At 47.1% G+C, this 23,028-nt stretch carries 21 protein-coding genes; 6 read left to right on the plus strand and 15 right to left on the minus strand.

Going from position 1 to position 23,028, the window contains the following annotated elements; all coding sequences use genetic code 11:
* Positions 1-3: 3 nt before the first annotated feature.
* Complete coding sequence (locus AB2U10_RS09740; protein WP_367913903.1) at positions 4-1,041, minus strand: LLM class flavin-dependent oxidoreductase; 1,038 nt, start codon at positions 1,039-1,041, stop codon at positions 4-6.
* A 132-nt stretch (positions 1,042-1,173) separates the two neighbouring features.
* On the opposite strand from AB2U10_RS09740, the gene AB2U10_RS09745 reads away from it, so the two are divergent.
* The 6 genes from AB2U10_RS09745 (at position 1,174) to AB2U10_RS09770 (ending at position 10,746) form a co-directional block, all read left to right on the plus strand.
* Complete coding sequence (locus tag AB2U10_RS09745; RefSeq protein WP_367913904.1) at positions 1,174-1,500, plus strand: hypothetical protein; 327 nt, start codon at positions 1,174-1,176, stop codon at positions 1,498-1,500.
* Positions 1,501-1,592: 92 nt separating this feature from the next.
* Positions 1,593-2,711, plus strand: a complete 1,119-nt coding sequence (locus AB2U10_RS09750; RefSeq protein ID WP_367913905.1) for an efflux RND transporter periplasmic adaptor subunit — start codon at positions 1,593-1,595, stop codon at positions 2,709-2,711.
* 5 nt (positions 2,712-2,716) lie between these two features.
* Entirely contained in the window at positions 2,717-5,833 is a 3,117-nt protein-coding gene (locus AB2U10_RS09755; RefSeq protein WP_367913906.1) for an efflux RND transporter permease subunit, read from the plus strand.
* Between the two features lie 61 nt (positions 5,834-5,894).
* Positions 5,895-7,313 carry a TolC family protein gene (locus AB2U10_RS09760; protein ID WP_367913907.1) on the plus strand — a complete coding sequence of 473 codons (1,419 nt, stop codon included), beginning with the start codon at positions 5,895-5,897 and terminating at the stop codon, positions 7,311-7,313.
* Between the two features lie 107 nt (positions 7,314-7,420).
* Entirely contained in the window at positions 7,421-8,212 is a 792-nt protein-coding gene (locus AB2U10_RS09765; protein ID WP_493820444.1) for a helix-turn-helix transcriptional regulator, read from the plus strand.
* A gap of 107 nt (positions 8,213-8,319) precedes the next feature.
* On the plus strand, positions 8,320-10,746 hold the full coding sequence (locus AB2U10_RS09770; protein WP_367913909.1) for an outer membrane beta-barrel protein: 2,427 nt from the start codon (positions 8,320-8,322) through the stop codon (positions 10,744-10,746).
* 52 nt (positions 10,747-10,798) lie between these two features.
* Here the strand turns inward: AB2U10_RS09770 and AB2U10_RS09775 are convergent, their stop codons facing one another.
* The 14 genes from AB2U10_RS09775 to AB2U10_RS09840 all read right to left on the minus strand — a co-directional run.
* Positions 10,799-12,286 carry a SusD/RagB family nutrient-binding outer membrane lipoprotein gene (locus AB2U10_RS09775; RefSeq protein ID WP_367913910.1) on the minus strand — a complete coding sequence of 496 codons (1,488 nt, stop codon included), beginning with the start codon at positions 12,284-12,286 and terminating at the stop codon, positions 10,799-10,801.
* A gap of 5 nt (positions 12,287-12,291) precedes the next feature.
* The gene (locus AB2U10_RS09780) at positions 12,292-15,501 is read right to left on the minus strand and encodes a SusC/RagA family TonB-linked outer membrane protein (protein WP_367913911.1); all 3,210 of its coding nucleotides are present in this window, start codon (positions 15,499-15,501) and stop codon (positions 12,292-12,294) included.
* Positions 15,502-15,769: 268 nt separating this feature from the next.
* Positions 15,770-16,243 (minus strand): hypothetical protein, encoded by a 474-nt coding sequence (locus tag AB2U10_RS09785; RefSeq protein ID WP_367913912.1) that lies wholly within the window; start codon positions 16,241-16,243, stop codon positions 15,770-15,772.
* Entirely contained in the window at positions 16,230-16,595 is a 366-nt protein-coding gene (locus tag AB2U10_RS09790) for a hypothetical protein (RefSeq protein WP_367913913.1), read from the minus strand. The genes AB2U10_RS09785 and AB2U10_RS09790 overlap by 14 nt, the downstream gene beginning before the upstream one ends.
* The gene (locus AB2U10_RS09795) at positions 16,577-16,936 is read right to left on the minus strand and encodes a hypothetical protein (RefSeq protein WP_367913914.1); all 360 of its coding nucleotides are present in this window, start codon (positions 16,934-16,936) and stop codon (positions 16,577-16,579) included. The genes AB2U10_RS09790 and AB2U10_RS09795 overlap by 19 nt, the downstream gene beginning before the upstream one ends.
* Positions 16,937-17,147: 211 nt before the next feature.
* On the minus strand, positions 17,148-18,386 hold the full coding sequence (locus tag AB2U10_RS09800; RefSeq protein ID WP_367913915.1) for a type II toxin-antitoxin system HipA family toxin: 1,239 nt from the start codon (positions 18,384-18,386) through the stop codon (positions 17,148-17,150).
* Entirely contained in the window at positions 18,383-18,691 is a 309-nt protein-coding gene (locus AB2U10_RS09805; RefSeq protein ID WP_367913916.1) for a transcriptional regulator, read from the minus strand. The genes AB2U10_RS09800 and AB2U10_RS09805 overlap by 4 nt, the downstream gene beginning before the upstream one ends.
* 81 nt (positions 18,692-18,772) lie before the next feature.
* The gene (locus AB2U10_RS09810; RefSeq protein WP_367913917.1) at positions 18,773-19,006 is read right to left on the minus strand and encodes a site-specific integrase; all 234 of its coding nucleotides are present in this window, start codon (positions 19,004-19,006) and stop codon (positions 18,773-18,775) included.
* Positions 19,007-19,150: 144 nt separating this feature from the next.
* Positions 19,151-19,546, minus strand: coding sequence for an Arm DNA-binding domain-containing protein (locus AB2U10_RS09815; protein ID WP_367913925.1), 396 nt, complete (start codon positions 19,544-19,546; stop codon positions 19,151-19,153).
* Between the two features lie 171 nt (positions 19,547-19,717).
* Positions 19,718-20,323, minus strand: coding sequence for a hypothetical protein (locus tag AB2U10_RS09820; protein WP_367913918.1), 606 nt, complete (start codon positions 20,321-20,323; stop codon positions 19,718-19,720).
* Positions 20,324-20,440: 117 nt separating this feature from the next.
* Complete coding sequence (locus tag AB2U10_RS09825; protein ID WP_367913919.1) at positions 20,441-21,073, minus strand: porin family protein; 633 nt, start codon at positions 21,071-21,073, stop codon at positions 20,441-20,443.
* 23 nt (positions 21,074-21,096) lie between these two features.
* Complete coding sequence (locus tag AB2U10_RS09830) at positions 21,097-21,543, minus strand: hypothetical protein (protein ID WP_367913920.1); 447 nt, start codon at positions 21,541-21,543, stop codon at positions 21,097-21,099.
* Between the two features lie 99 nt (positions 21,544-21,642).
* On the minus strand, positions 21,643-22,299 hold the full coding sequence (locus AB2U10_RS09835) for a recombinase family protein (protein WP_367913921.1): 657 nt from the start codon (positions 22,297-22,299) through the stop codon (positions 21,643-21,645).
* A gap of 362 nt (positions 22,300-22,661) precedes the next feature.
* Positions 22,662-23,028: transposase (locus AB2U10_RS09840; protein WP_367913922.1), on the minus strand; the 367-nt coding region annotated here is incomplete at its 5' end.

The raw sequence follows: 23,028 nt of genomic DNA on the forward strand, positions 1-23,028 counted from the left end.
CTCTTACCCCGCGGCCAGTGCTTTTCTTACTTCCGGCGCTACTTTTGTGCCGAACAGCTCTATTGACCGCATCATCACGGAATGATCAGGAGCGCCTACATCCATATGGCCGATAAAGCGGGTCAGGCCAAACAGCTCATGCATATGCAGGATCTTGTCGGTTACGGCGGCCGGGTCGCCGATAAACAGGGCCCCGTCTCTGGAGCGGCCACCGTTATACTGGTGCCTGCTGTAAGGTGCCCAGCCCCGTGAAGCGCCGATGCGGTTCATCTGGACGGCATAATTCTCAAAATAGCCGTCACAAACCTGTTCATCATCGCTGACGAGCGAGTGGGCGTGAATACCAACCTGCATTTTTTCAGGGGCATGTCCGTGCACCAGGTACTGTTCTTTATAAAAATCCATTAAAGGCTTAAACTGGGCCGGCATTCCGCCAATAATGGCCAGGATCAGCGGCAGCCCGAGTTTTGCCGCCCGCAATACCGACTCGGGAGTTCCGCCTACCGCGATCCATACCGGAAGGCGGCCCTGGTGAACGGCACGGGGATAAACGGTCTGGTTGACCATGGGCGCGCGGAGCTTCCCCGACCACGTAACTTTTTCCTGCTCATTGATTTGGAGGAGGAGATCAAGCTTTTCTTCAAAGAGGGTATCGTAATCTTTCAGATCGTACCCGAAAAGCGGGAAAGATTCGATAAAGCTTCCTCTGCCGACACCGATCTCGGCCCTTCCGTTTGAGATCAGGTCGATCATGGAGAAATTCTGGTATACGTTAACGGGTTCGGCAGAGCTCAGCACGGTTACCGTACTCATCAGCTTTATGTTCCGGGTGACCGAAGCCGCTGCCGCCAGCAGGATCTCGGGTGACGATACCACGTAATCGGGCCGGTGGTGTTCACCCACACCGAAAACATCCAGGCCCACCTCGTCTGCCAGCTTTATTTCTTCGAGAATCTCCCGGAGCTTTTGCCCCGGATCCTGGTATTTCCCGGTTATTTTATCGATGGCAAGGTCGCCGAACATTCCTATTCCTAATTCCATTTTTCCCGTTTTTCCCACAAAGGTAAGGTCTTGCAGAACTATATAGCATTGATATATGATAAGAAAATACTATCTTTGGCGGGTTGTATGAGACAAACAGGCAGGTTTATTTCAAAGCTTTTCTGGCTACTGATGGCACTCCAGGTTCTTTGGGTGGGGTCAGAATGCTCCGGGTTCCTGGAAGAGGAGCCCGTGTCGGGCTATACCCTGTCTGAAATAAAAATTCCGGCGTCTTCTTATCTCAAAAAAATCAGGACCCTGCCCGGTATTCCTGAAAAAATGACCCAGGAGGAGACGGTTGAGTACCCCGATTATGTGCCCTTAGGCCTGAATGGCCGTGCATCCCTGCCGCGTCATGCCCGGATTTCTTCTGACAGAATAATTCCCTTTGAGGAGAGCAATCTCTCCCCGTTTTGCCCGGATCTGCATTCTCCGCCGCCGGAATCCCGTTTTTCCTAATTCTTTCCAGAACTCCCGCAGTTCTTTACAAGGTCAAAGCGCATAGCAATTGTTGTTTTGGCCCGTTTCACTATTTATTTTATTCATTTCTTATGAAGAATTATATTCTTATTACAGCTATAGCCCTGTTTGCGGTTTCCTGCTCAAAAGATAAGCAGAGAGAGACAGATCAGGCAGGGGAGGATAAATTCCCGGTAGCTCATCCTATCATTAAACCGGCCAATAACCGGTCTGAATTTGTGGCGGAAATTAACGCGAAGCAAAATGTGGAGATCCGTTCAAAGATACGGGGCTTTGTAGAGAAAGTGCTCGTTGACGAAGGACAATTCGTTAAAAACGGACAATTGCTGTTTTCTGTCAGCAACACTCTGCACCAGCAGGAACTGGCCAAGACCCAGGCCCAGGTGAAGATTGCCGAGGCCGAATTAAAAGCCATCAAACTGGAGCTGGAAAACTCCAAAAACCTTTTTGACAAAAATATTATTTCAAAGGCTGAGCTGGACCTGGCATCGGCACGTGTGGAAGCGGCCAATGCCAAAGTAGCCGAAACCCGTTCGGAAGAAGAAAGAGCCCGCCTGAATGTTTCTTTCTCGCAGATCCGGGCACCTTTCGACGGCATTATCAACCGGATTCCCAACAAAGCGGGCAGCCTGGTAGAAGAAGGGGCCCTGCTCACGACTATCTCCAACAATGCCGAGGTGTATACCTATTTCAATGTTTCAGAGAAAGATTACCTCGATTTCGTCCTTAACGAAGGGGAAGGTGTCGCCAGCGAAGTGACCCTTTCGCTGGCTAACGGAATGGAATATCCGTATAAAGGGCGGATAGAAACGTCGGAAAGTGAATTTGACAGGAATACGGGGAACATTGCTTTCCGGGCACGTTTTCCTAACCCGGAGCGCCTTCTGAAGCACGGGGGAAGCGGAAAGGTGATCCTGGACAATACGATCCCGGATGCCATTCACGTTCCGCAGAGATCTACTTTTGAAGTGCAGGATAAGCTGTATGTATATGTACTGGATGCGGAGAATGTACTGCAGCAACGCACCCTGCAGCCGGTGATGCGGGTACCGCACTATTACATTGTAGATGACGGGATTGCTCCCGGCGACAGGATCCTTTTTGAAGGAGTGCAGAATGTAAAAGCAGGACAAAAAATTACTGCGCAGCTGATCAGCAGGGAAGAAGTAGAGAAAAGAATTAACCGGTAAGTATTATGTTTCAAAAGTTTATACACCGCCCGGTGTTATCCATCGTCATATCGGTACTTATTGTTCTTATCGGTACGATCTCTCTTTTGCAGCTGCCTATCACGCAGTATCCCGACATCGCGCCGCCGGAGGTGAACGTAACCACGCGGTTTACAGGTGCCAATGCCGATGCCGTGGTAAAGGCGGTGATCACTCCCCTGGAAAAGGCCATTAACGGGGTTCCGGGGATGTCGTATATGACCTCTGTTTCGGGTAACGACGGTACCGGGATTATCCAGATTATTTTTAAGGCGGGAATTGACCCGGATGTGGCCGCCGTTAACGTGCAGAACCGGGTAACCTCTGTAATGGATGAGCTGCCCGAAGAGGCCATCAAAGCCGGGGTGATCGTGGAAAAAGTGCAGAACAGCATGCTGATGTACCTGAATATCCTGAGCGATGATAAGGAGCTGGACGAAAAGTTCCTTTTCAACTTTGTGGATATCAATGTACTGAAAGAGCTGAAGCGGATAGAAGGGGTGGGATTTGCCGAGCTGATGGGCCGCCGCGATTACGCCATGCGGGTGTGGCTGAACCCGGAAAAGATGCTGATGTACAATATTTCCTCGAACGACGTGATCGCCAGGCTGAAGGAGCAGAATGTGGAGGCCGCTCCCGGGAAGATCGGGGAGAGCTCGGGGAAAGAGGGTCAGTCGCTCCAGTACGTGCTGCGCTACACCGGGAAATTAAATTCGCAGCAGGCGTATGAAGAGCTGGTGATCCGGAGCAAGGCGGACGGGGAGATCCTGCGCCTGAAGGACATTGCGGAAGTGGAGTTTGACTCCCAGGATTATAACGTGCTCTCGAAGGAAAACGGGCAGCCTTCCGGCTCCATCATGATCAAGCAGCGGCCCGGAAGTAATGCCAAGGAGGTGATTGAAAACATCAAGATCCGGATGGCGGAGCTGAAGGAAACCAGCTTTCCGCCGGGCATGGATTATACCATCGGCTACGATGTATCGGCGTTCCTGGATGCCTCTATTGCGGTGGTGCTTCGTACGCTGGTGGAAGCGTTCCTGCTGGTGGCGCTGGTGATCTTTATTTTCCTCCAGGATACCCGCTCCACGCTGATCCCGATCATAGCGGTGCCGGTGTCACTGGTGGGCACGTTCTTTTTTATGCAGATGCTGGGTTTCTCGCTGAACCTGATCACGCTTTTTGCGCTGGTGCTGGCCATTGGTATCGTGGTGGATAATGCCATTGTGGTGATTGAGGCGGTGCACGCCAAAATGGAAAGTAAGCACCTGTCGCCGCTGAAAGCTACGGAAGAGGCCATGTCGGAGATCAGCGGAGCCATTATTGCCATTACCCTGGTGATGTCGGCGGTGTTTGTGCCGGTGGCTTTTATGGAAGGCCCTACGGGCATTTTTTACCGCCAGTTCTCGCTGACCATGGCGGTGGCCATTGTGCTTTCGGGGGTTACGGCATTGACGCTCACGCCGGCGCTGTGTGCCCTCTTCCTGAAGGATGTACACGCCGAACCGAAGAAGGGGCTGGTGGCCCGGTTTTTTAACGGGTTCAATAACTGGTATAACGGCATTGCCTCAAAATACCAGCGGCTGCTGCGGGTGATTGCGAATCGTAACGTAGTGACATTTGGTGTCCTGGCGGTTTTTTGTGTGGCCATGGGCCTGGTAGGAAGCTTTGTACCTTCGGGCTTTATACCGGAAGAAGACCAGGGGGCGTTTTATGCCAACATCACCACGCCGTCAGGCGCTACCCTGGAGAGAACCGAAAAAGTGGTTGACGAGGTACAGTCTATTGCAAACGGCATGGAAGAAGTAAGTACGGTTTCCAGCCTTTCCGGGTTCAGCACCCTGTCAGAAGGTACAGGTGCCATTTACGGGATGAACCTGATCAGCCTGAAGAACTGGAGCGAGCGCAACAAGTCTGATGCACAGATCATTGAAGAGCTGACAGAAAAGACGCGGCATATCAAAGATGCGACCATTGAATTTTTCAGGCCGCCGCCGGTGCCGGGTTACGGTAACTCCAGCGGCTTTGAGCTTCGTTTGCTGAACCGGTCAGGGTCGGATGAGATCGGTGATCTGCAGGAGGTGACCGATGCCTTTGTGGCCGAGCTGAACAAACGCCCGGAGATCACCAATGCCTTTACCACCTTTGACGCCAGCTTCCCGCAGTTTATGCTGGATATTGATGAAGACCGGGCGGCCCAGAAGGGAATCACGGCAGACAATGCCATGAGCACGCTGCAAACCCTGATCGGGTCAGAATACGCCACTAACTTTATCCGTTTCGGGCAGATGTATAAAGTGATGGTACAGGCTTCACCGCAGTTCCGGGCCGAACCGGAAGACCTGCTGAAGCTGACCGTGAAGAACAATGAAGGAGAGCTGGTGCCGTATTCGTCTTTCCTGAAGGTGGAAAAGGTATACGGACCGGAGCAGATCACCCGGTACAATATGTACCCTTCGGCCATGATCAACGGCCAGCCGGCGCCCGGCTACAGTAGCGGGGAGGCCATTACAGCCATTAAAGAAGTGGCTCAAAACCTGCCGAAAGGCTACGGGTACGACTGGGCCGGTGCCTCGCGTGACCAGGCCAATGCCGGGAACGAGACCTTCATCATCTTTGCCCTGTGCCTGCTGTTTGTGTACCTGATCCTGGCGGCGCAGTATGAGAGCTTCCTGTTGCCTCTCCCGGTTATTCTTTCGCTGCCGGTGGGGATCTTCGGTGCGTTGTTCTTCCTCCTGCTGTTCGGCCTGGAAAACAACATCTATGCCCAGATCTCTATGGTGATGCTGATCGGTATCCTGGGGAAAAATGCCATCCTGATCGTTGAATTTGCCGTGCTCATCCAGCAGGAGCAGAAGGTAAGCCCGCTGATAGCGGCGGTGGAGGCAGCCAAGGCCCGTTTACGGCCTATCCTGATGACCTCTTTTGCATTTATTGCGGGACTGATCCCGTTGATGCTGGCCTCGGGCGCCGGGGAGATCGGTAACCGGACCATCGGATCGGCTGCGGTGGGCGGAATGCTCATCGGGACCATTTTCGGTGTAATTATCATTCCCGGCCTGTATGTGGTATTTGCCACGTTGGGAGGGAAATCTAAGAAGCTATGAGCCGTGAGCTATGAGGCATACAGAGGTCACGGCTCATAGCTCACAACTAAAATTTATACCAATGAAGAAACTATTTAATCTGATAGGGCTAATCCTGCTCCTGGCAGGCTGTAAAACCCGGAATATACATTTTACTATACCTGAGCAAACCCTTCCGGTGAGCTTTCAACGGTATGCCGACAGTACTACGATTGCCGATATGCAATGGCGGGATTACTTTGCTGACCGGCACCTGGTGACCCTGATTGATACGGCGTTAACCCGTAACCCTGATCTGAACATTGCCCTGGAAAGAATAGAGCTGGCCAATGCCGGACTGCTGAATGCAAGGGCGGCGCTTCGACCCTCGGTTTCCGGGAATATATCGCCGGCCCTGCGCCGGTACGGGCTTTATACGATGGACGGTGCCGGGAATATTTCTACGGAAATAACACTTGGGAAGATCGTTCCGGCCGATTTACCCGATTTTTATATCGGCCTGCAGTCGTCGTGGGAGATCGACCTCTGGAAGAAGCTGTCGAACCGTAAAAATGCGGCCTACAGCAGTTTCCTGGCCAGCGTGGAAGGCGCCCGTTTTGTGACCACGGCTCTCATTTCGGAAATCGCCCTGGCGTACTATGAGCTGATCGCGCTGGATAACGAACAGGAGGTACTGAGCGAGACCATCCGGAACCAGGAAGAGGTGCTGGATGTGATCCGTTACCAGAAGGAAGCCGGCCGGGCCAATGAGCTGGTGGTTCAGCAGTTCAAGGCGCAGCAGCTGAACACCCGCACGCTGGAAAGGGAGGTGATGCTGAAGATCAGCGAAACCGAGAACCGGATCAACTTTTTGCTGGGCCGGTATCCGCAGCCCATTGAGCGCAATAAGGCACTTTTGTTCCGGGATCTGCCTTTGGAAATTGCCACGGGTATCCCGTCGCAAATGCTGTTGAACCGCCCGGACATCCGGGCCGCCAATTACCAGGTACAGGCCAGCCGGTTTGATGTGAAAGCTGCCAATGCCGAGTTCCTGCCCGGCCTGACGCTGACGGCCGGACTGGGCTACCAGGCGTTTAACCCGAAATTCCTGCTTCAGACACCTGCGTCTCTGGCGTATTCGCTGGTGGGCGGACTTACCGCCCCGCTGATCAATAAAAAGGCAATTGAGGCTCGTTTCAGCATGGCTAAATCTTCACAGATCATAGCCATGTATACGTACCAGAAAGCTATTCTGAACGGCTATACGGAAGTGGTGAACGAGCTGACCCGGATCAATGCCCTCCGGGAAATCAGTGATCTGAAAACCGTACAAAGCCAGGTGCTGGAAGAATCGGTGGAAACGTCCAGCCAGCTGTATGCTTCGGCCAAGGCCACCTACCTGGAAGTGCTGATCGCCCAGCAGAATGCTATCCAGGCCAAGCTGGAAATGGTGGATTCACACAAGAAGCAGCTGATGGCTTCCATTGCTATCTATAAAGCGTTAGGCGGAGGCTGGAAATAGCTTGTTTTTGATATTGGGGGCCTGTTTATTGATTTCCCGTTTATTATGCTTATATTCGTTGGTTATGAATGAAGACAGGCCCCCTTCATTCATAAACTGACCTTTCTATGAGTTATTTAGAGAACAAGCGATTTTTACTGGAGTTTGCCCAGGAGCTGCGACGCGAACTTCCTCTCATCCATCATTTTGAGGTATCAGAAGAACTCTTGAGAAAAATAGCCCTGATAGAGGAAATATCAGCCATGCATGCTTCTATCTATTCTGTTTTTGACTTCACCGAAGGAGAATACCTTTTTCATACTCAGAATTTTCATGTTTTAACCGGATACTCATCACCGCTCCCGCTGGGTAAAATAAAAGATATTTATACTGCCTTTATACCTGAAAGAAGAACAGTAGACAAATACATGGAGTTGTTAAGAAAAGTGTATACTTTACTTGGGGAGGAAGAGAAAAACCAACTCCGGGCAGCAGTAGTGGGCGGAGTTGTAGAAAACATTCATCACGCCACATTCAGATGCTGCTACCTGGCACAACCACTCACCTTTAATGATAGCGGTCACGTAGAATTAAGTTTTGACAGCCTATCCGATATACAACCACTCCTGGCTCCCCAGCCCGGCTTCTGGATGCGTTTTTCCACGCATAAACGTGTATTTCACTGGCATTCGCATACCAACCGGCTAGTGGAGAAAGATATTGTTCTGCCCCGTGAACGCGAGGTCCTCCTCCTCTGGAAAAAAGGAATAGCTATTCCGGGAATAGCTTCAAATTTAAAGGTGAGTATATTTACGGTTAAAAACCATTTGATAAACCTGCGAAAAAGACTTCTGGTAAGAGACAATACTTCTGCTATTCAACTTTGTATGCGTACGGGTATCATTAGGAATTCTTTATAATTCTGATTCTCTTTTTATATATCGTTTTTAAAAACCCAATAGTTCTTTGGACTATTGAAACATCGAATTGCTTCCCGGAATATTGTGGAAACTTTTCAACTATAACCATGAAGAACACCTTTATTCTCCTGTTAGGATTAATTTTAACTTTCCCGGCACTTGCCCTTCCTCCCCAAAAAATTTCCGGATATGTAAAAGATACTACTGCGGCAGCTGTGCCCTTTGCCGTGGTAGGCCTGGCTTCATATACCGACTCCGCGCTGCTGAAGTTTGAGATAACTGATGAAAAAGGGTTTTTTGAATTTGAATCGGTGCTGCCGGGCCACTATTTTCTAAAGGTTTCATCTACTGGCTTTCAGGAATTTACCTCTTCTCCCTTTGAAGTATCAGATGCCGCCGCTCAACATAATATTGTTTTATCTGTTTCACAAAATCACCTGGATGAAGTAACGGTTTCCGCTACAAAACCGGTGATAGAATTTTTGCCCGGCCGCCTGATTTTTAATGTTGATCAGTTGATTTCGGCGAGTGGCGGAAATGCATTTGACCTGCTTTCCCAGGCGCCCGGTGTTACCGTGAATTCTGACGGGCTCGTCAACCTTCGGGGTAAACCGGACGTTCTGGTACTGATGGATAACCGGGAGAACTTTATACATGGGGATAACCTGGCGACTTTTTTAAAGGGATTGCCTGCTGACCAGATTCTGTCACTGGAGATTATCAGCCGGCCTTCAGCAAAATATGCAGCTTCGGGTACAGGCGGAATCATAAATATAAAAACAAAAAAATATGCGCAACGGGGGTTTGGAATAAATGTTAGCTCCGGCCTTAGGCAGGGCATCAACTTTAACACGAACAATAATCTGGCAGTTAACTGGCGTAATGAGAAATTCTATATATTTGGTAACTACGGCTATGTAAGAAACGGGGTTTACCATAATCTGAAAATGAAAAATACCTTTCTGAGTGAGGAAGGAAAGACTTTAAGCCAGACAGAACAAGGCTATGAAGTATCGTTAAAAAACAATACAAACAGCGTGCAAACCGGGATAGATTTTACGTATAAAAAAACATTTCTGGGAATAAGTTATTCGGGGATATTTGAAAATCACCTTCCCCGAAACCAAGTAACCAACACAGATATATTCGATGCTTCTCACCAGCTTATTGAAATAGTGAGAGGAGAGCGTTTAAGAACCCGTAATGTCAGACGTAACACGGTGAATTTTAATTATGTACAGTCTTTTGCCCGACCAGGAAGCGAGCTGACCGTAGCGGCAGACTTCTTTAATTATGACCTGGATATGAATTATACCATATCCAATGCTTTTCATCGTTTGGATACAGGCACTGATACTACCGTTAATTTTATACAAGCCATCCCTAACACGATGAAAGTGTATTCAGCTAAAGCAGATTATACTTACCCTCTATCTGAAAACAGCACATTCCAGGCAGGGCTGAGATCTTCTTTTTCTCGCATGAATAATGTGTATAATTTTTCTCTTTCGGATCCCTCTACCGGGCAATACCGATTAGATCCTGTAAGAAGTATTCACTATACTTTTAATGAAGATATTCATTCGGGATATATTAATTTCCTGCATACATTTTCAGAAACTTTCGATATAGAAGCAGGCTTGCGTCTGGAAAATACCACCAATACCTCTATAGAAAAGCGCACGATGGATAGGTTAGATAAAAGTTATACCCGCCTGTTTCCTGATTTTATGATCAATTACAATCCCGGTGAGAATCACTCGTACTCATTGGGTTACTCCCGTCGGTTCAACAGGCCGGAGTATACTACACTCATTCCCGCTTACCTCTATACCGATCTCCTTTATTACGTGTACGGGAACCCGCATCAGGATCCTGAGATGGTGGATAACGCAGATATCTCATATACGTTTATGGGTAAGCTTACTGCCAACCTGAATTTTTCTTATCTCGACAGGATGTTCTTTACAGCGTTTATTGCCAACGCTGAAAATCACTCTATTGGAGAAACCACAATTAATCACGGGCACCAACGTTCAGCAGCCTTTTCGATAGATTACTCTGACCGGCTCAAGCCCTGGTACAGCCTGACTTTAAGCTCAACTCTTGGTCACCGGAAAACTGAGACCGGTGAGGAGAAGAATATTGCCAAAGGATATTATTTCCAGGGCCAGATGACCAATCGGTTTTCCTTGGGAAAAGGGTGGAGTGCAGAAGTTGCAGGAGTCTTTACCTCCGGCCAGTATGAGTCTTTTGAATATTACCTGAACCGTTTCGGGTATATGGTGCTGGGGCTTGGGAAGACCCTGTTTAAAGGAAAAGGGAGTATAAAAGCACAAATGAGAGATCCCTTCTACAGTATGGTGTATGATTACGACACACGATTTCCAACTGTGATCCAGAAATGGGTTCTGCGCCAGGATTCCCGGCAGGCAGGGCTTACTTTCAGTTATCGGTTTTCCTCAGGGAATGAGACCAAAACCCGCAGCAGGATTATCAGTAATGAGGAAGAGAAGGAGCGATATAAAGAATAAGGAGAGGCCACCTTTTTCGGGCGGCCTCCTCTCAGCAATAGTGTTAATTGTATCATCCGTTTAACCACCAGGTTTTCGCATTGATATTATCTGAACCGGAGAATTGCTGCTGGATAGCCGATGAAACGTTTTCTCCGTTGGTGTTGTATTCTGCCTGCGGGTACATCCACCGGTAAGCGGTTTTTACACCCGCACCTTTTCTGAATTCCGGGTATCCCGTTCTCAGGTGGTCTATGTAAGACGAAAGACCGCCCTGGTGAAACGAACGAAGGTATTTCTGCATCATGATACGCTCCAGCTTAGCCTCTGTACTGCTTGCGGCAGATAATTTTACGAGGGGCTGTTCGAGGTAGGCAGCCGCTTTATCTTCTGCTACAAAACTGCCGATTCCTTTGGCATAATTTTCATAGAATTTAAAGCCGGAACGGATACCGTTTTCATAAGCCGCATCGGCATTGCCGGTGATCCATCCCCTGACGATCGCCTCGGCGATGATGAACTGCTGCTCTGCATAACCGATCAGCACCAGCGGCTCGGTGGTAGGATCCTGCGTGTATCTTTCCAGTACTTTCGAAAGCTTTCCGGCCACGGCTTTATCGTTTACGCGGGCATACGGGGCAATCGGGTCACCGCCTTCGTATGAGCTGAAATCATCCAGGGCCTTACCGGCTTCCTTGCCCAGGCGGGTCTGGGTGGCCACCACAAACAGGCGCGGATCTTTCCGGTCCTGTAATCTGCGGATGAAGGTAGAATCCATGTACATTCCCGATCCGTAGCCGGAGGAGTTGAATTCCGGGTAACGGTTACCTTCCTGGTTCAGAAAAACCAGCTGGGCATCTTCACCGGAGAGGGCCGTGAACAAGGGCCGTGAGCTTACAATGGAGGCAAATTCCTGCTTCACATTCAGATCGGTATCTGCCGTACGGTTAGAAAGCGTCATTAATACTTTCAGCCGGAAGGCATTGATGGCTTTCAGCCAGCCCGAGCTGCTTCCGCCGTAAATGATGTCGCCGGAGATTACGGCAGGGTGGGCTTCCAGCAGGTCATTCGCTTCTTTCAGTTCGGCCAGGATACCCTTGAATACGTCTTTCTGGGCATCGTATTTCGGTGAGAAAATGGCAGCAGATTCTCCCTTCAGCGCTTCAGAATAAGGGATGTCACCAAACTGCAGCGCCAGGTTGTAGAAGTAGTATGCCCGGAAGAACCTGCCCAGCGCCACGTAGGTCTGGTCGTCGATCCGCTGCGCTTCCTCAATCATTTTTTCCACATTCCTGAGGTTGGAATAGGCGTCAAAATCGCCCCGTTGCCAGTTGTAGATCTGGCCGGCATTTTCGCCGTCGGTTTGTACCAGCATTTTCTGGATGTACAGCGGGCCGGTTCCCCTGAAGGCCCGGAAAGCGTCCCATTCCACCTTGGTCAGCAGGGCCTGGGGGTGGGTGGTAGTGGCATTGTTCGGGTTCAGGTTGATCCCCGTAAGATCCCTGCACGAGGCCATACCAAGAGCCAGCAGGCTCAGAAGAATAAAATATGTCTTTTTCATGAATGTCAGAAATTAAAGTTTAAGGATGCACCGATATACCGTGAAGACGGATCCTGCAGGTCGCCGTCGTTGCCCAGCTTGAAGTCGGGGTCAATGTACGGTATCTTCTTCCAGATGGCCAGGTTATAGCCGAATACGGAAGCGGTCAATCCGTTCAGTTTGTTGATTTTGAGCACCTTGTTCAAATCATAGGAGACAGATACCCTCCTCAGCTTTACAAAGGAGCGGGAGAACGTGTTGGCAAAGAATTCATCCTCATCAGCGGTAACCCGTGCTCTGTAGGGGTACTGCTGCGACCACGACTGCCAGCTTACGGCTTTGGTAAACGGAGCATACTCGCGGGTATCGGAAGTGATCTGGCCGTAAACGTCCCTGACTACCTGTCCGCCGGTGATGACCACACCCTTGGGAACAAAAACGTATTCGCCTGATTCGTATTCGGCATCGCGGTAAAGGGTGGAGTTGGGGTGCTTACCTGCCCACCACATTTTCTCAATGGTGCTGGAGTTCATGATACCGCCTATAGCACCGTCAATATCGATGTTGATAGTGAAGTCTTTTACCTTCAGGGTGTTCAGGAAGCCAAACTGCCAGTCAGGATTGAGATGACCAATATTTTTGGGATAGGCATCCTGGATGGGCATACCGGTGTTCGGATTCAGGATAAGCTGGCCGTCGGCAGAGCGTTGCCACACCGTGGTGTAATAGCTGTCGGCCCGGTCGCCCACCTTAAAGTTTCCGTACCGTTCCTGGTCGCCGTAGATGGCGGTAAGCTTTTGTACGTATTTCGACCAGTTCAGTCCCACATTCCAGGTCAGTGTCTTGTTCTTCACAGGTACAGCGTTCAGCATAACTTCAAAACCGTTGGTACGGTACTCGTTGCCGTTCACTTTCCGGGAGCTGAACCCTGAAGCCTGGGAGATAGAGAGGTCAATGATCTGGTTTTCATCCAGTACGTTGTAATAGGTAAAATCCAGCGTCAGGCGGTTTTTTAATAGCGAGAAGGCAAGACCGGCCTCCAGGGAAGTGGAGCGTTCCGGAAGAATGTTCGGGTTTACAATGCCTGAAGGGTAAGAAACCGAAGGCGTGGAACCGTAAGTTACATCTTTTTCAAACGTAGAACTGGTATTGTAGGGCGTGAGGTCGTTAGATACCCGTGCCCACGAAGAGTAAACTTTCAGGTAGTCTACTGCCGGCGAGATGGTGAAATAATCGGAAAGAACCGAGCTCAGTGAAACCGACGGGTAGAAGTAGGAATAGTTGGCCGCCGAAAGGGTAGACGACCAGTCATTCCTGCCTGAAATATTCAGGTAAGTAGATTTGAATATATCAAAATTCACGGATCCGTACACGCTTCGGATAGCCTTTTGCTCCAGGAGGTTGGTGGCCCTCACGGGTCCCTGGGTGTTGTTCAGGCTATAGACAAAAGGTACTACCAGCCCGTCTGTCGACTGGTTGCCGGAACGGATATCCCGGGTAAATACTGATGAGCCGGCGTTTACGCTGATCCCGAAATTATCGGTGATGTCTTCGGTGTAGGTTGCCAGCACATCCGCGTCAAAGTTCAGCTGGGTTTTTTCCCACATTTTGTAGTCGCCGTTGCGGGAGTCGCCGTAATTCATGTATGATTTCGGGCTTTTCATGTCTTCAAACGTAGCGATCTGGCGTGCGGCAGCTCTTCCTTTCACTACAAATTTATCGTTGATCAGCCAGGTGAGGCCGGTTTGCCCCTGGAGCACATCGCGGTCATATTTCTGGGTCAGCTCGTAAGCGGCAAAATAGGGGTTATTGTACCAGGCGTAGTTGTAATTGGCCTGCCGGTAACCCTCATCACCGATCCGGTACAAGTGATTTCTCAGGTCATTGCCGTTCACATCATCGCTCATCCAGAGCAGGATGGTATAGATGTGGTTTTTAGGGCCGTACCCGTATCTCGGGTAGTTCGGAGAGATCACCTTGTTATAAGAAAGATTTACGTCAAAGATCAGGTCGCGGGTCAGCTTGTAGTTGGTGTTGATGTTCAGGCCACCGGATGACAGCCGGGTGTTGGGTACCTGTCCTTTCTGGAAGGCGTATTTACCCGAAACAAAGATATTCGCCTTGTCGGTTTTGTATCCCAGCGAAAGGGAGTTTTCGGTTACGTAACCGGTACGGAGGAAATCGCGAAGGTTATCGTGCCTCACCCAGTCGGTAGGAACCCGCTCGTATTTCGACTTATCGTCGTAAATAGTACCGGCCACATCACCATACCATTCAATTACCTCGCCGGTCTGCAGGTTACGGATAGGGCTGTTCCACTGTTTGTATTTCAGCCCGGTATTCAGCTTGGGGCCCCAGGTCATGTCGCCATCCGAAATACCGCCGTCGGCGCCGTCCCAGAATTCGTATTGTCCGTTAGAGCCGCTACCGTACTCGGTCTGTGTTTTGGGGTACACCGTAAACCCGGCAGTAGCCATTTGGGTAGTTGTGAAATTGAGCTCCAGCTTATCTTTCTGAGCTTTCCGGGTAGTGATCAGGATGGCCCCGTTTTTACCCCGCGACCCGTACAGGGCGGAGGCGGCGGTGCCTTTCAGTACGTTAATGTTTTCCACGTTCTGGCTGGGCACATCAAAGAAGTCGGTTTCAACCGGGATGCCGTCTACTACCACCAGCGGGGTTTTCCCTCTCAGGCTGAAAGAAGGCGCCTGGAAAATACCGGTAGGGTTGGTTACGTTAAGGCCGGCTACCTGCCCGGTCAGGGCATTACCGATGTTCATGGTCTTGGACTCCTGCAGTACATCGGCCTTGATCTCCTGGGTAGAGTACCCGATCTTTCTTTTCTGTTGTTTGATACCGATAGCCGTTACCACCACTTCGTTAAGGATCTGGTTGTCGGCCTCAAGAATCACTGCCGGCATAGGGGTTTGAGCTTTAAGCGTCTGTGTCTTAAACCCCACAAAGGTGAATTGGAGATCATTGCCCGGTTCCGCCTCAAGGGTATACTGCCCGTCTGCATCTGTTACGGCCACTTTCCCGCTGTTCAGGTTTTTCACCACCACACCGGTGAGGGCTTCACCGTCAGTGCTTTTTACGGTTCCGGTAACGGCGGCTGCCCGGATAGCCGAAAGTGCGGGAACAGGATGGGCCCACAGCTTTCCGGTACCCGCTAAAAGAAAGAAGCTTAAAGAGCACAGGCATAGTAGTCGCCCGAGCCGGGAGAGATAAATTTGTCTCATAAAACAAAGTGATAAATGGTTATTTGCGGCGCAAAATAACGGCGGGAAGTTCACGTGAATGTTAAGGCGGTATTATGGAAATGTTATGTTGGAGGAGGGTGGAAATACCTCTTTACTTAGTAATGATAAGACGATGGGAAAATAAATTGAGATTTAGCATGACCATGATAACCACATGCATATCGGAGTTAAGTCGGATCACGTCTTACTCAAAAGCAACAGGAAATACAGACGCTGAGATGGGGTTTTGTTTGTTACAAAAGGAGTATCAAAGCTTTTTTGAACTTTGAATTATAAATGCAGAAAAAACCCTTATTAAATGTAGAAACTTCAAAATGGCTACACCTGTTAAAATCCAAATAATACTGCTCAGTAATCTTTTAGGAAAAATACAGATTGAAGAAACTTTGAATCCACCGATATCATAGGGCGTAAGAAATGCGTGCAACAGGATAAAACAAATTGTCGCCAAGCACACAACCACTAAGTATTCAAACTTATCCACCAATTTATGAAGCAGTGTTTTCGAGTTATCGTCCGAAGCTTCTTTTTTGTAAAGTTCTTTAGAAAAAGTTGACGTGGCGACAATAGACATTCCTGTAATTGCGAATCCGCTCACAATTGATAAGAAAGTCAATATACCCTCAAAAGCTTCTGATGTATCCTTATGCCAATAGGTTGATAGTAAAAGTATTAAGCTTAAAATAAAAATCCCAGAAATAATGTTTTTAGCTATTTTCATTTTTTTCCTGTTCTATTTTTCCTATAATTTTTTGGAAAACATCATTTGCCTCAAACATCTCATTTTCATCAACTAGAGCATTTATATCTATCTTTTTTGAGAATAGATTATTATTGAACAACATTCCAAGGTTCTTCTCATCCCTACCAGAGATTGTAATACTGTTAAAACTGTTTTTGCTTCTGAACAGACTTGCAACTTTTTCCCTCAATGTATCACCAACAAAAAGGTTCTGATATTTCAAATGGAGGGTCGCCTCTTGGGCACCGTACATTTCATCAACCAAGGCTTGAGATAATGTATGTGAAGAACTGAAAAGATTGGGTGCTGCACTTATCTTGATTTGGTCCAATGTTTTGATGCTTTCAATAAACTTATCTTCCTCATATATACATCCTTAAGCACAAGTTGATGCCCATTAAATAGTTTTCTAAAATAACCTAAAAGAGTATTTTTCTTCTTAGTATTGCTCAGCCAAACATAACTTGAATTCAGGTCAAATATCGCAAAATAATCTCTAGGTTCTATTTGATTTTTCTCCCGAGGATTGGGTTCAAATTCTTCTGTATCCTTATTATAGACAACAGGATTTCTAGGCATTGCGGAACCATCTGAAAAACTGACTTTTAGAAAATCTCCCTCATACTCTAACTTAAAAATCTGTACAGTATTACCGTTGACTTCATTATGCATTCCTTCTTGGATTATTTGTAAGAACTGGTCTTTTTTATTCTTTCATCATCAATAAAACAGACTATTCCGCTAAATGTTATTGTCTTCGTTCCCATAATAAACCCTACTTATTATAGTGATATTCATTGTTAACAAAACACAATTTACGAATTTATAACATCCTATTCTTCTTTCTACAAAAAATGGGTAATATATCTATATAAAAGGATGCTTAAATTTTATGTATTTGTGTTAATTTAAGCCCTATCAGGTCTATATTATCTTTATTCACTTTATGCTCTCTTGCCAGATGGCCCCACTGCTGCAGGGCTTGTTTCGTTTGTCCGATTACATTGTCAATAAGCGTTTTCGACAGCTTAGCCTCAAGCCCCAGTTTTATAAGCTGTTTTTCGGTGGGATTTCTGCCTTCGCCCATGACCATGGTACTTTGTTCACCATTGGGGCCGCCGGAAAAAGTCAGGTCATAGGCCGGTGACAATTTCCATTCTCCCGTTTCATCCATCAAAAAGCTAAAGTTCTTGGCGTGGTCGTCACGGTTATGCGCAAGTACGTTGAACACGGCCAGACGATACATCTTTTCCACTTCGCGTGCATCCTTGGTTAGCACCGCTGTGAGATTCAGTAAGTCTTCATAGTCCAAGGACGGTGCGCGAAAATCACTATGCAATAAACCAGCGGCCGTATGCATGTGATATCGCGTCGCTCCATCTCGGTCAAAACGCCTTACGGCAAAATAGCCGCCGCCCTTTTGAGAAGGAAACAGATGCACCTCCGGCATCGAAACACCTGCCTCTTTCGCCATTAGTGCATAGACGTATTCAATGGCTCCGGCATCCGGCCCGTCTTGTGAATTCGGGAACTTGACAAGCCATGGTTCAAAGTCTTGTTCAAGTTGTTTTGCTCCGTGCGATATGTTCTTTCGGTCTTTATTTACTGCAATAAGGGCTTTGGGCCTTGCCCCTGCTGATGACCCGTTTAGGGCCAGAAGCTCTTGTATAACGTCTTCGGAGCTTCCATTGAGGACTTCCTCGGCTTGGATAGCCAGTTGGTCAAGATTGATGGTGCCATCCATTTCTGTTGCACTATAATCCGGTTCATAGACCAGCGCACCCATACCATGCAGACCCACATGAGCCAGACGGTCAAGCGGGGTAATATCCGATGGCAGTACGCCTTGAGAACGCATCAGGCGGTCAAACAACAGGCGTCCCCACCCGTCGGGCAGGCTATCACCGAAAACACCTGCCAAGCCTTCAAAAGGCCTTCGGGGAAGTTCAGTCACACCCGATTGAAGCGGAAGACGTAAAGGAGATATCTCCAAGCCGCTTTGAATAAACGATGCGTGATATTCAAAATAAATCACACCCTCGCGGGCGGCCAAGCGTCCTACCGGCAAGACTTCTTTTCCAAAGTCAAGGCCTACTTTGATTTCTGATATGGGCTGTTTCATTTGCGGCGGCCTCGTTTACGGATGAAACTCGTATTCTCATTCAGGACGTCATCAATAGATGAGAACATAAGCTTGGCGGGTTTTGTCGCCTCGATAATTTCTTCCAACCCTCCCACGACTAAAAGGAGCTTCAGGAATGATTCAAGTGATATGGCTCCTTGCTGCTCAAATTTTCTCAAGGTAGCTAAGGGAACCGCAGCACGTTCGGCCAGCCCCTCTTGGGTAAGCGCCATGCGCAAACGCCTCTCACGGATATTATCCGCAAGTTTACGCTGGGCTTTTGTCGGTGTTATAAGTGATATCATGATAGTATATATCTTGTAAAATTGACCATTACTACTATAATAGTATCACAAATATACCCATTTTTAAACAAAAAATGGTATCTAACCAAACATTACTTGAGTTGCCTTTTCAATAGAGACGAGAACCAGGCCAAGGTTAAGTCTTGCATAAACTTGGGTGGATAAAGGCGATTTATGCCCAAGGCTTTTGCCGATGATTTGTAAGCTCGCTCCGGTGATGGCTTGAAAACTGCCAAAGGTTCGCCGGATGTCATGAATATGAACATCCATCAGGCCTGTCGGTAATGTTATCTTCTCTTTTTTCGAGTAGGTCATTATCCGTTTGAAAGCTATGTCAATCTATTCATATCCATTGGCCTCCAAGTCTATTTCACGAATCAACTTTGAATATCTTTCATCCCTCGCCCATAAATAAATGGTCGGCTTTTTGTTGAGTACGTTTCCAAGCACGTTTGAAATTTACAAGGTGCTTGGTAGGGTCTTCTTTTTTATATCGCTTAGTTTTCTCTTGAACCAGTGTGAAAGGAATTTATTGACTTCTCGTTCGTCGTACTTCCATGAACGCTTATGCTTTTTGCTATAGCGTTCCATGTATTCATGATAAAAACTTTCAAAAGTATGTTCTTTGCGTGAGGCACGGACTTCATCGAGGGGGTTTATGCCATTAGCAATTTCTCCCAATTTGATGAACGCCATCTTACGAGCATTCTCAATTGTTAAATCGGGAAACACGCCCAAAAAGATGCGTTCCGGTTTCCCTTTAATTTTCTTGTATAGATAAAATGATTTGGTTTGACTTGAGCGTACTTCTAAAAGAAGGCCCTTGACCTGTGTATCATAGAAAAAAGCCCTTATTTTATAATAAACTGGACATTACAAGAGGCGTTAATTTCAAGTATCCACGAGAGCTATACGACCTATATCTGTAACAATATCGACCATCTTTATAACGTCAATGCGGATGAGGTTCAAAAAACGCGCAAGGGATAAGCTGCATCCTTACACTACAAACTATTGATGCAGGGTTTAATTGGTTGGCATCAAAGTATAGGTTTTACCATTAACCATAGCTGTATGTCCAACCAAAGCCACAGGCTGTTCCAATAATTTTATAATGCCTACAACCTGCGCTTTAGTGATAGAACGCCATGCATCATCATTTGCATCTGCTCTAACACTCCATAAGCCATTGTTTATGAGTTTGACGTTCTTGAGCTTGTCCTGTCCGCTTGAGCCTAAATATGTTTTATCTAAAGCTGACATCTCCGTATTCATGTTATAATCTTCAAGAACCATCGCACCGTTGTTGACTCCTTTGATATTACTCTCTCTGAGTCCTGGCGCATTGATTTTGATATTATTGCCTTTTTTCAAGTCGGCTTGGCGGACGCTTACCACGAATTCTGCCCCTTTGGCATACAGCACAACGAGACTATCTTTTGTATAAACATAGCCACCAGCGCCCCTTTCTTGGAAATCAACAACCGTAGCTTTCGTGCTACCCGGCTCTGTTCCGGGTTTGGGTTCATCACCCTTGATGCCGCAGGATGATGTGGCTGCACAAACAAGGGCAACCAACATACATTTTTTAACTAAACCCGCAATGCTTTCAGTGATTTTCTGAATTGACATTGCATTTGCCTCCGTACTTAGCTTTTGGATATTTTCCGAATTACATTTTGGGCATATCATATGTTTATGAGAGTTTAAGTGAGTTGATATTGTTTATCGCGCGCAAAGCATGAAGCGTTATCGTTCAAGTTTGTATGCCGCCGTGATCGCAAATACACGATTAGCGACTTTTTGCCCTTCACCTGTATAAGACGACATGTTGGATAAGCCGATATTATATTGCAGGCCGATTTCGATGGGATCGAAAACTATGCCTGCCCCGATAATCAATCCCGCTTCAAGCCTTTTATAGTGGTCGGATTTACCTGCCCCCCACTTGATTTTGTAATCTGATTCTTGTCCCCAGCCACTATATTTTTCTTTTCCTGACAAACCTATTCCTAAATACGGGCCGAAGACTCCGTAAAATGTGTGTGAGTTCCATTCGTGGATAATTCTTCCAGTCAATGGAATATCCAAGTAATAGGTACTTACTTTTCTTGACATGCCGTTCCTTTCTTCCGTCAGGCCTTTTGTTGAGAACAACAAGCCCGTTTCAAAAGAGATATTGTCCTTGATAGGAAACTCGGCGGTTACGCCCAAGTGAATACCAGGATGAATTTTGACATTATCGGTTAGGCGGCCGCTATTGTTCTTGAGTAACATGCTCGATAAATTCACGCCCGCTTTGGCACGGTATGTTTGGGCGGAAGATGCCAAAGCCGCACATAGAAAAAATAGGATAAGAACTGATTTTGTAGAGATTTTCATACGGTCTATTGTTTTACGTTTTATTATTTACTGAGATAAATCCATTCCCCGCCGGTGCATTTTCCATCATATCTAATCAGTCTATCGCTGTACAAAGTCATTTTTCCTTGTTCAATCGAAAGGCTATAGTCTAATTCTGGCGCTATGTACAAGGGATAATCTGCAAATCGAATCTTCGTTCCATTCTCTATTATCTGATATTTACTTTCCACCCTGTCTCCATCCGACCAGAGAATACAATCTCCAGATGCTTTGAATTCAAAGTAATTGCCTTCACCAAATATCTTCTCCCACGAATAAGTAGAGGGCTCTGTGCCAAACTCTGGATTAGCTTCGCAATCTTTTTTTTGCTCGTATTTCGTTAAATGCCATTTTCCAACTATTGCATTCCCGCTTTCTACATCGTCTTTCGAGCAGCCTGCCATAAAAAGGATCCGGCCGATAAGTATCAACAGATTTGATTTTTTCATCTTCTGGTTTGTTTATATTGTTTTCTTAAAAAGCGTACACAACAATTTCATGACAAAAGGAGGATTTATAGTGGTGTCCGTTTACAGATTTTATGCGTTTTATAATCTGTCGTTTATTTTCTTTAGTCGGTTCAACAGTGTGTGAACGGTACTCGGGTGCCATTTTCCGTCACCTCGAAATGTCGGAACACTCTTGCGGTTAAGTTCGTCAGAAACGGCCCGTACTGATGTAATCCCTCTTTTTCGGAGCCTGTTTATGAGCGGCACCAGTTTTTGGGCGAATTCTTCGGCGGCCCTCTTGTTCACTTTTGACAGGGCCTTTCCATTGCTACCCAAAACCACGCCCCTCTTTTTTGCTGCCTTCAAAGCTCCCTTTGTGGCTTCGCTTATTCTTTGCCTGTCGTCTTCGGCTACTGCGGCCAGAATGTGTATCGTAAAGCGGTTCGCATGAGGATTATCGACCACGACGATATTGACATTCGATTTGACGATGCCTGCTATCTCCTCAACATCACGGCCCAGACGGTCAAGTCTGGCCACGATCAGCGTAGCCCGTTGCTCTTTGCACATGTTTAGAGCATCCAACAACCTGATGCGCTGCTTTCGTGTTGACTTGACTTCAATCACTTCGGACAGCAAGTCGTACTCATTCTTTTCACAGTAATTCTTTACTGTATTTTGCTGGGCTTCTAAACCCAATCCGCTACGCCCCTGTCTGGACGTGGATACCCGATAGTATGCAATTGCTTGTTTCATTTGATAACCTTGTATGTACAGGTATAAACGATGGTTTATATTTGTACAAGTTCATATCAAATTCGGCTTGGAAGAGGTTTGATAAGTCGCTGGTATAGAGCTTTTTTATTTGACAAGACGGGCAAAAAAAAGAGGATTTCTGTTTATGGATTGATGATGGTTTACTCATGGACAAATTTTCAACAATAAATCTTTGTGAAAGGAAAGGGCATCTACAGAGATTGCCCGATTGAATTACTTCGGAACAGTCATGAATTTGCCGGTATTCAGCCCGAACTGTGAAGTTTATAGGGAGATACTTATATGACAGACGCAAAAATCAAATTATTTGGGATCAAGTCGAAAACTTGAGGGGTAATACTCTAAGCATAGATATTTTTTAATCTGAATAGGAAGAATTTTATGTCTCTAACGCCTCTGGAGGATGCTCTGAAGGCTTTGATTTTTGCGTTGAAAGATTCAGCTGAGGCATTTGTAGATCTGTTGTTGAAGAAGTTAAGAATATGCAGATAGTGAGCCTGAACCGATCTTGAAACTGTTCCGAATGTATCTATTCCAGCTTTTTCTACCTGCTGATACCAGATACCTAATTTTTTAAAAGCGTTCTCCTTCGCTTTACTATGAGCAAATATATTTCCTAACTGTATCGATAAACTATAAGCCTGAGACAGCAAGGGATATCTTTCAAACAACAATTCTGCCCTTTGGAGTTGCGATAAAGTCCATTTA

It is taken from the genome of Leadbetterella sp. DM7, assembly GCF_040829825.2.
Taxonomy (GTDB): Bacteria; Bacteroidota; Bacteroidia; order Cytophagales; family Spirosomataceae; genus Leadbetterella.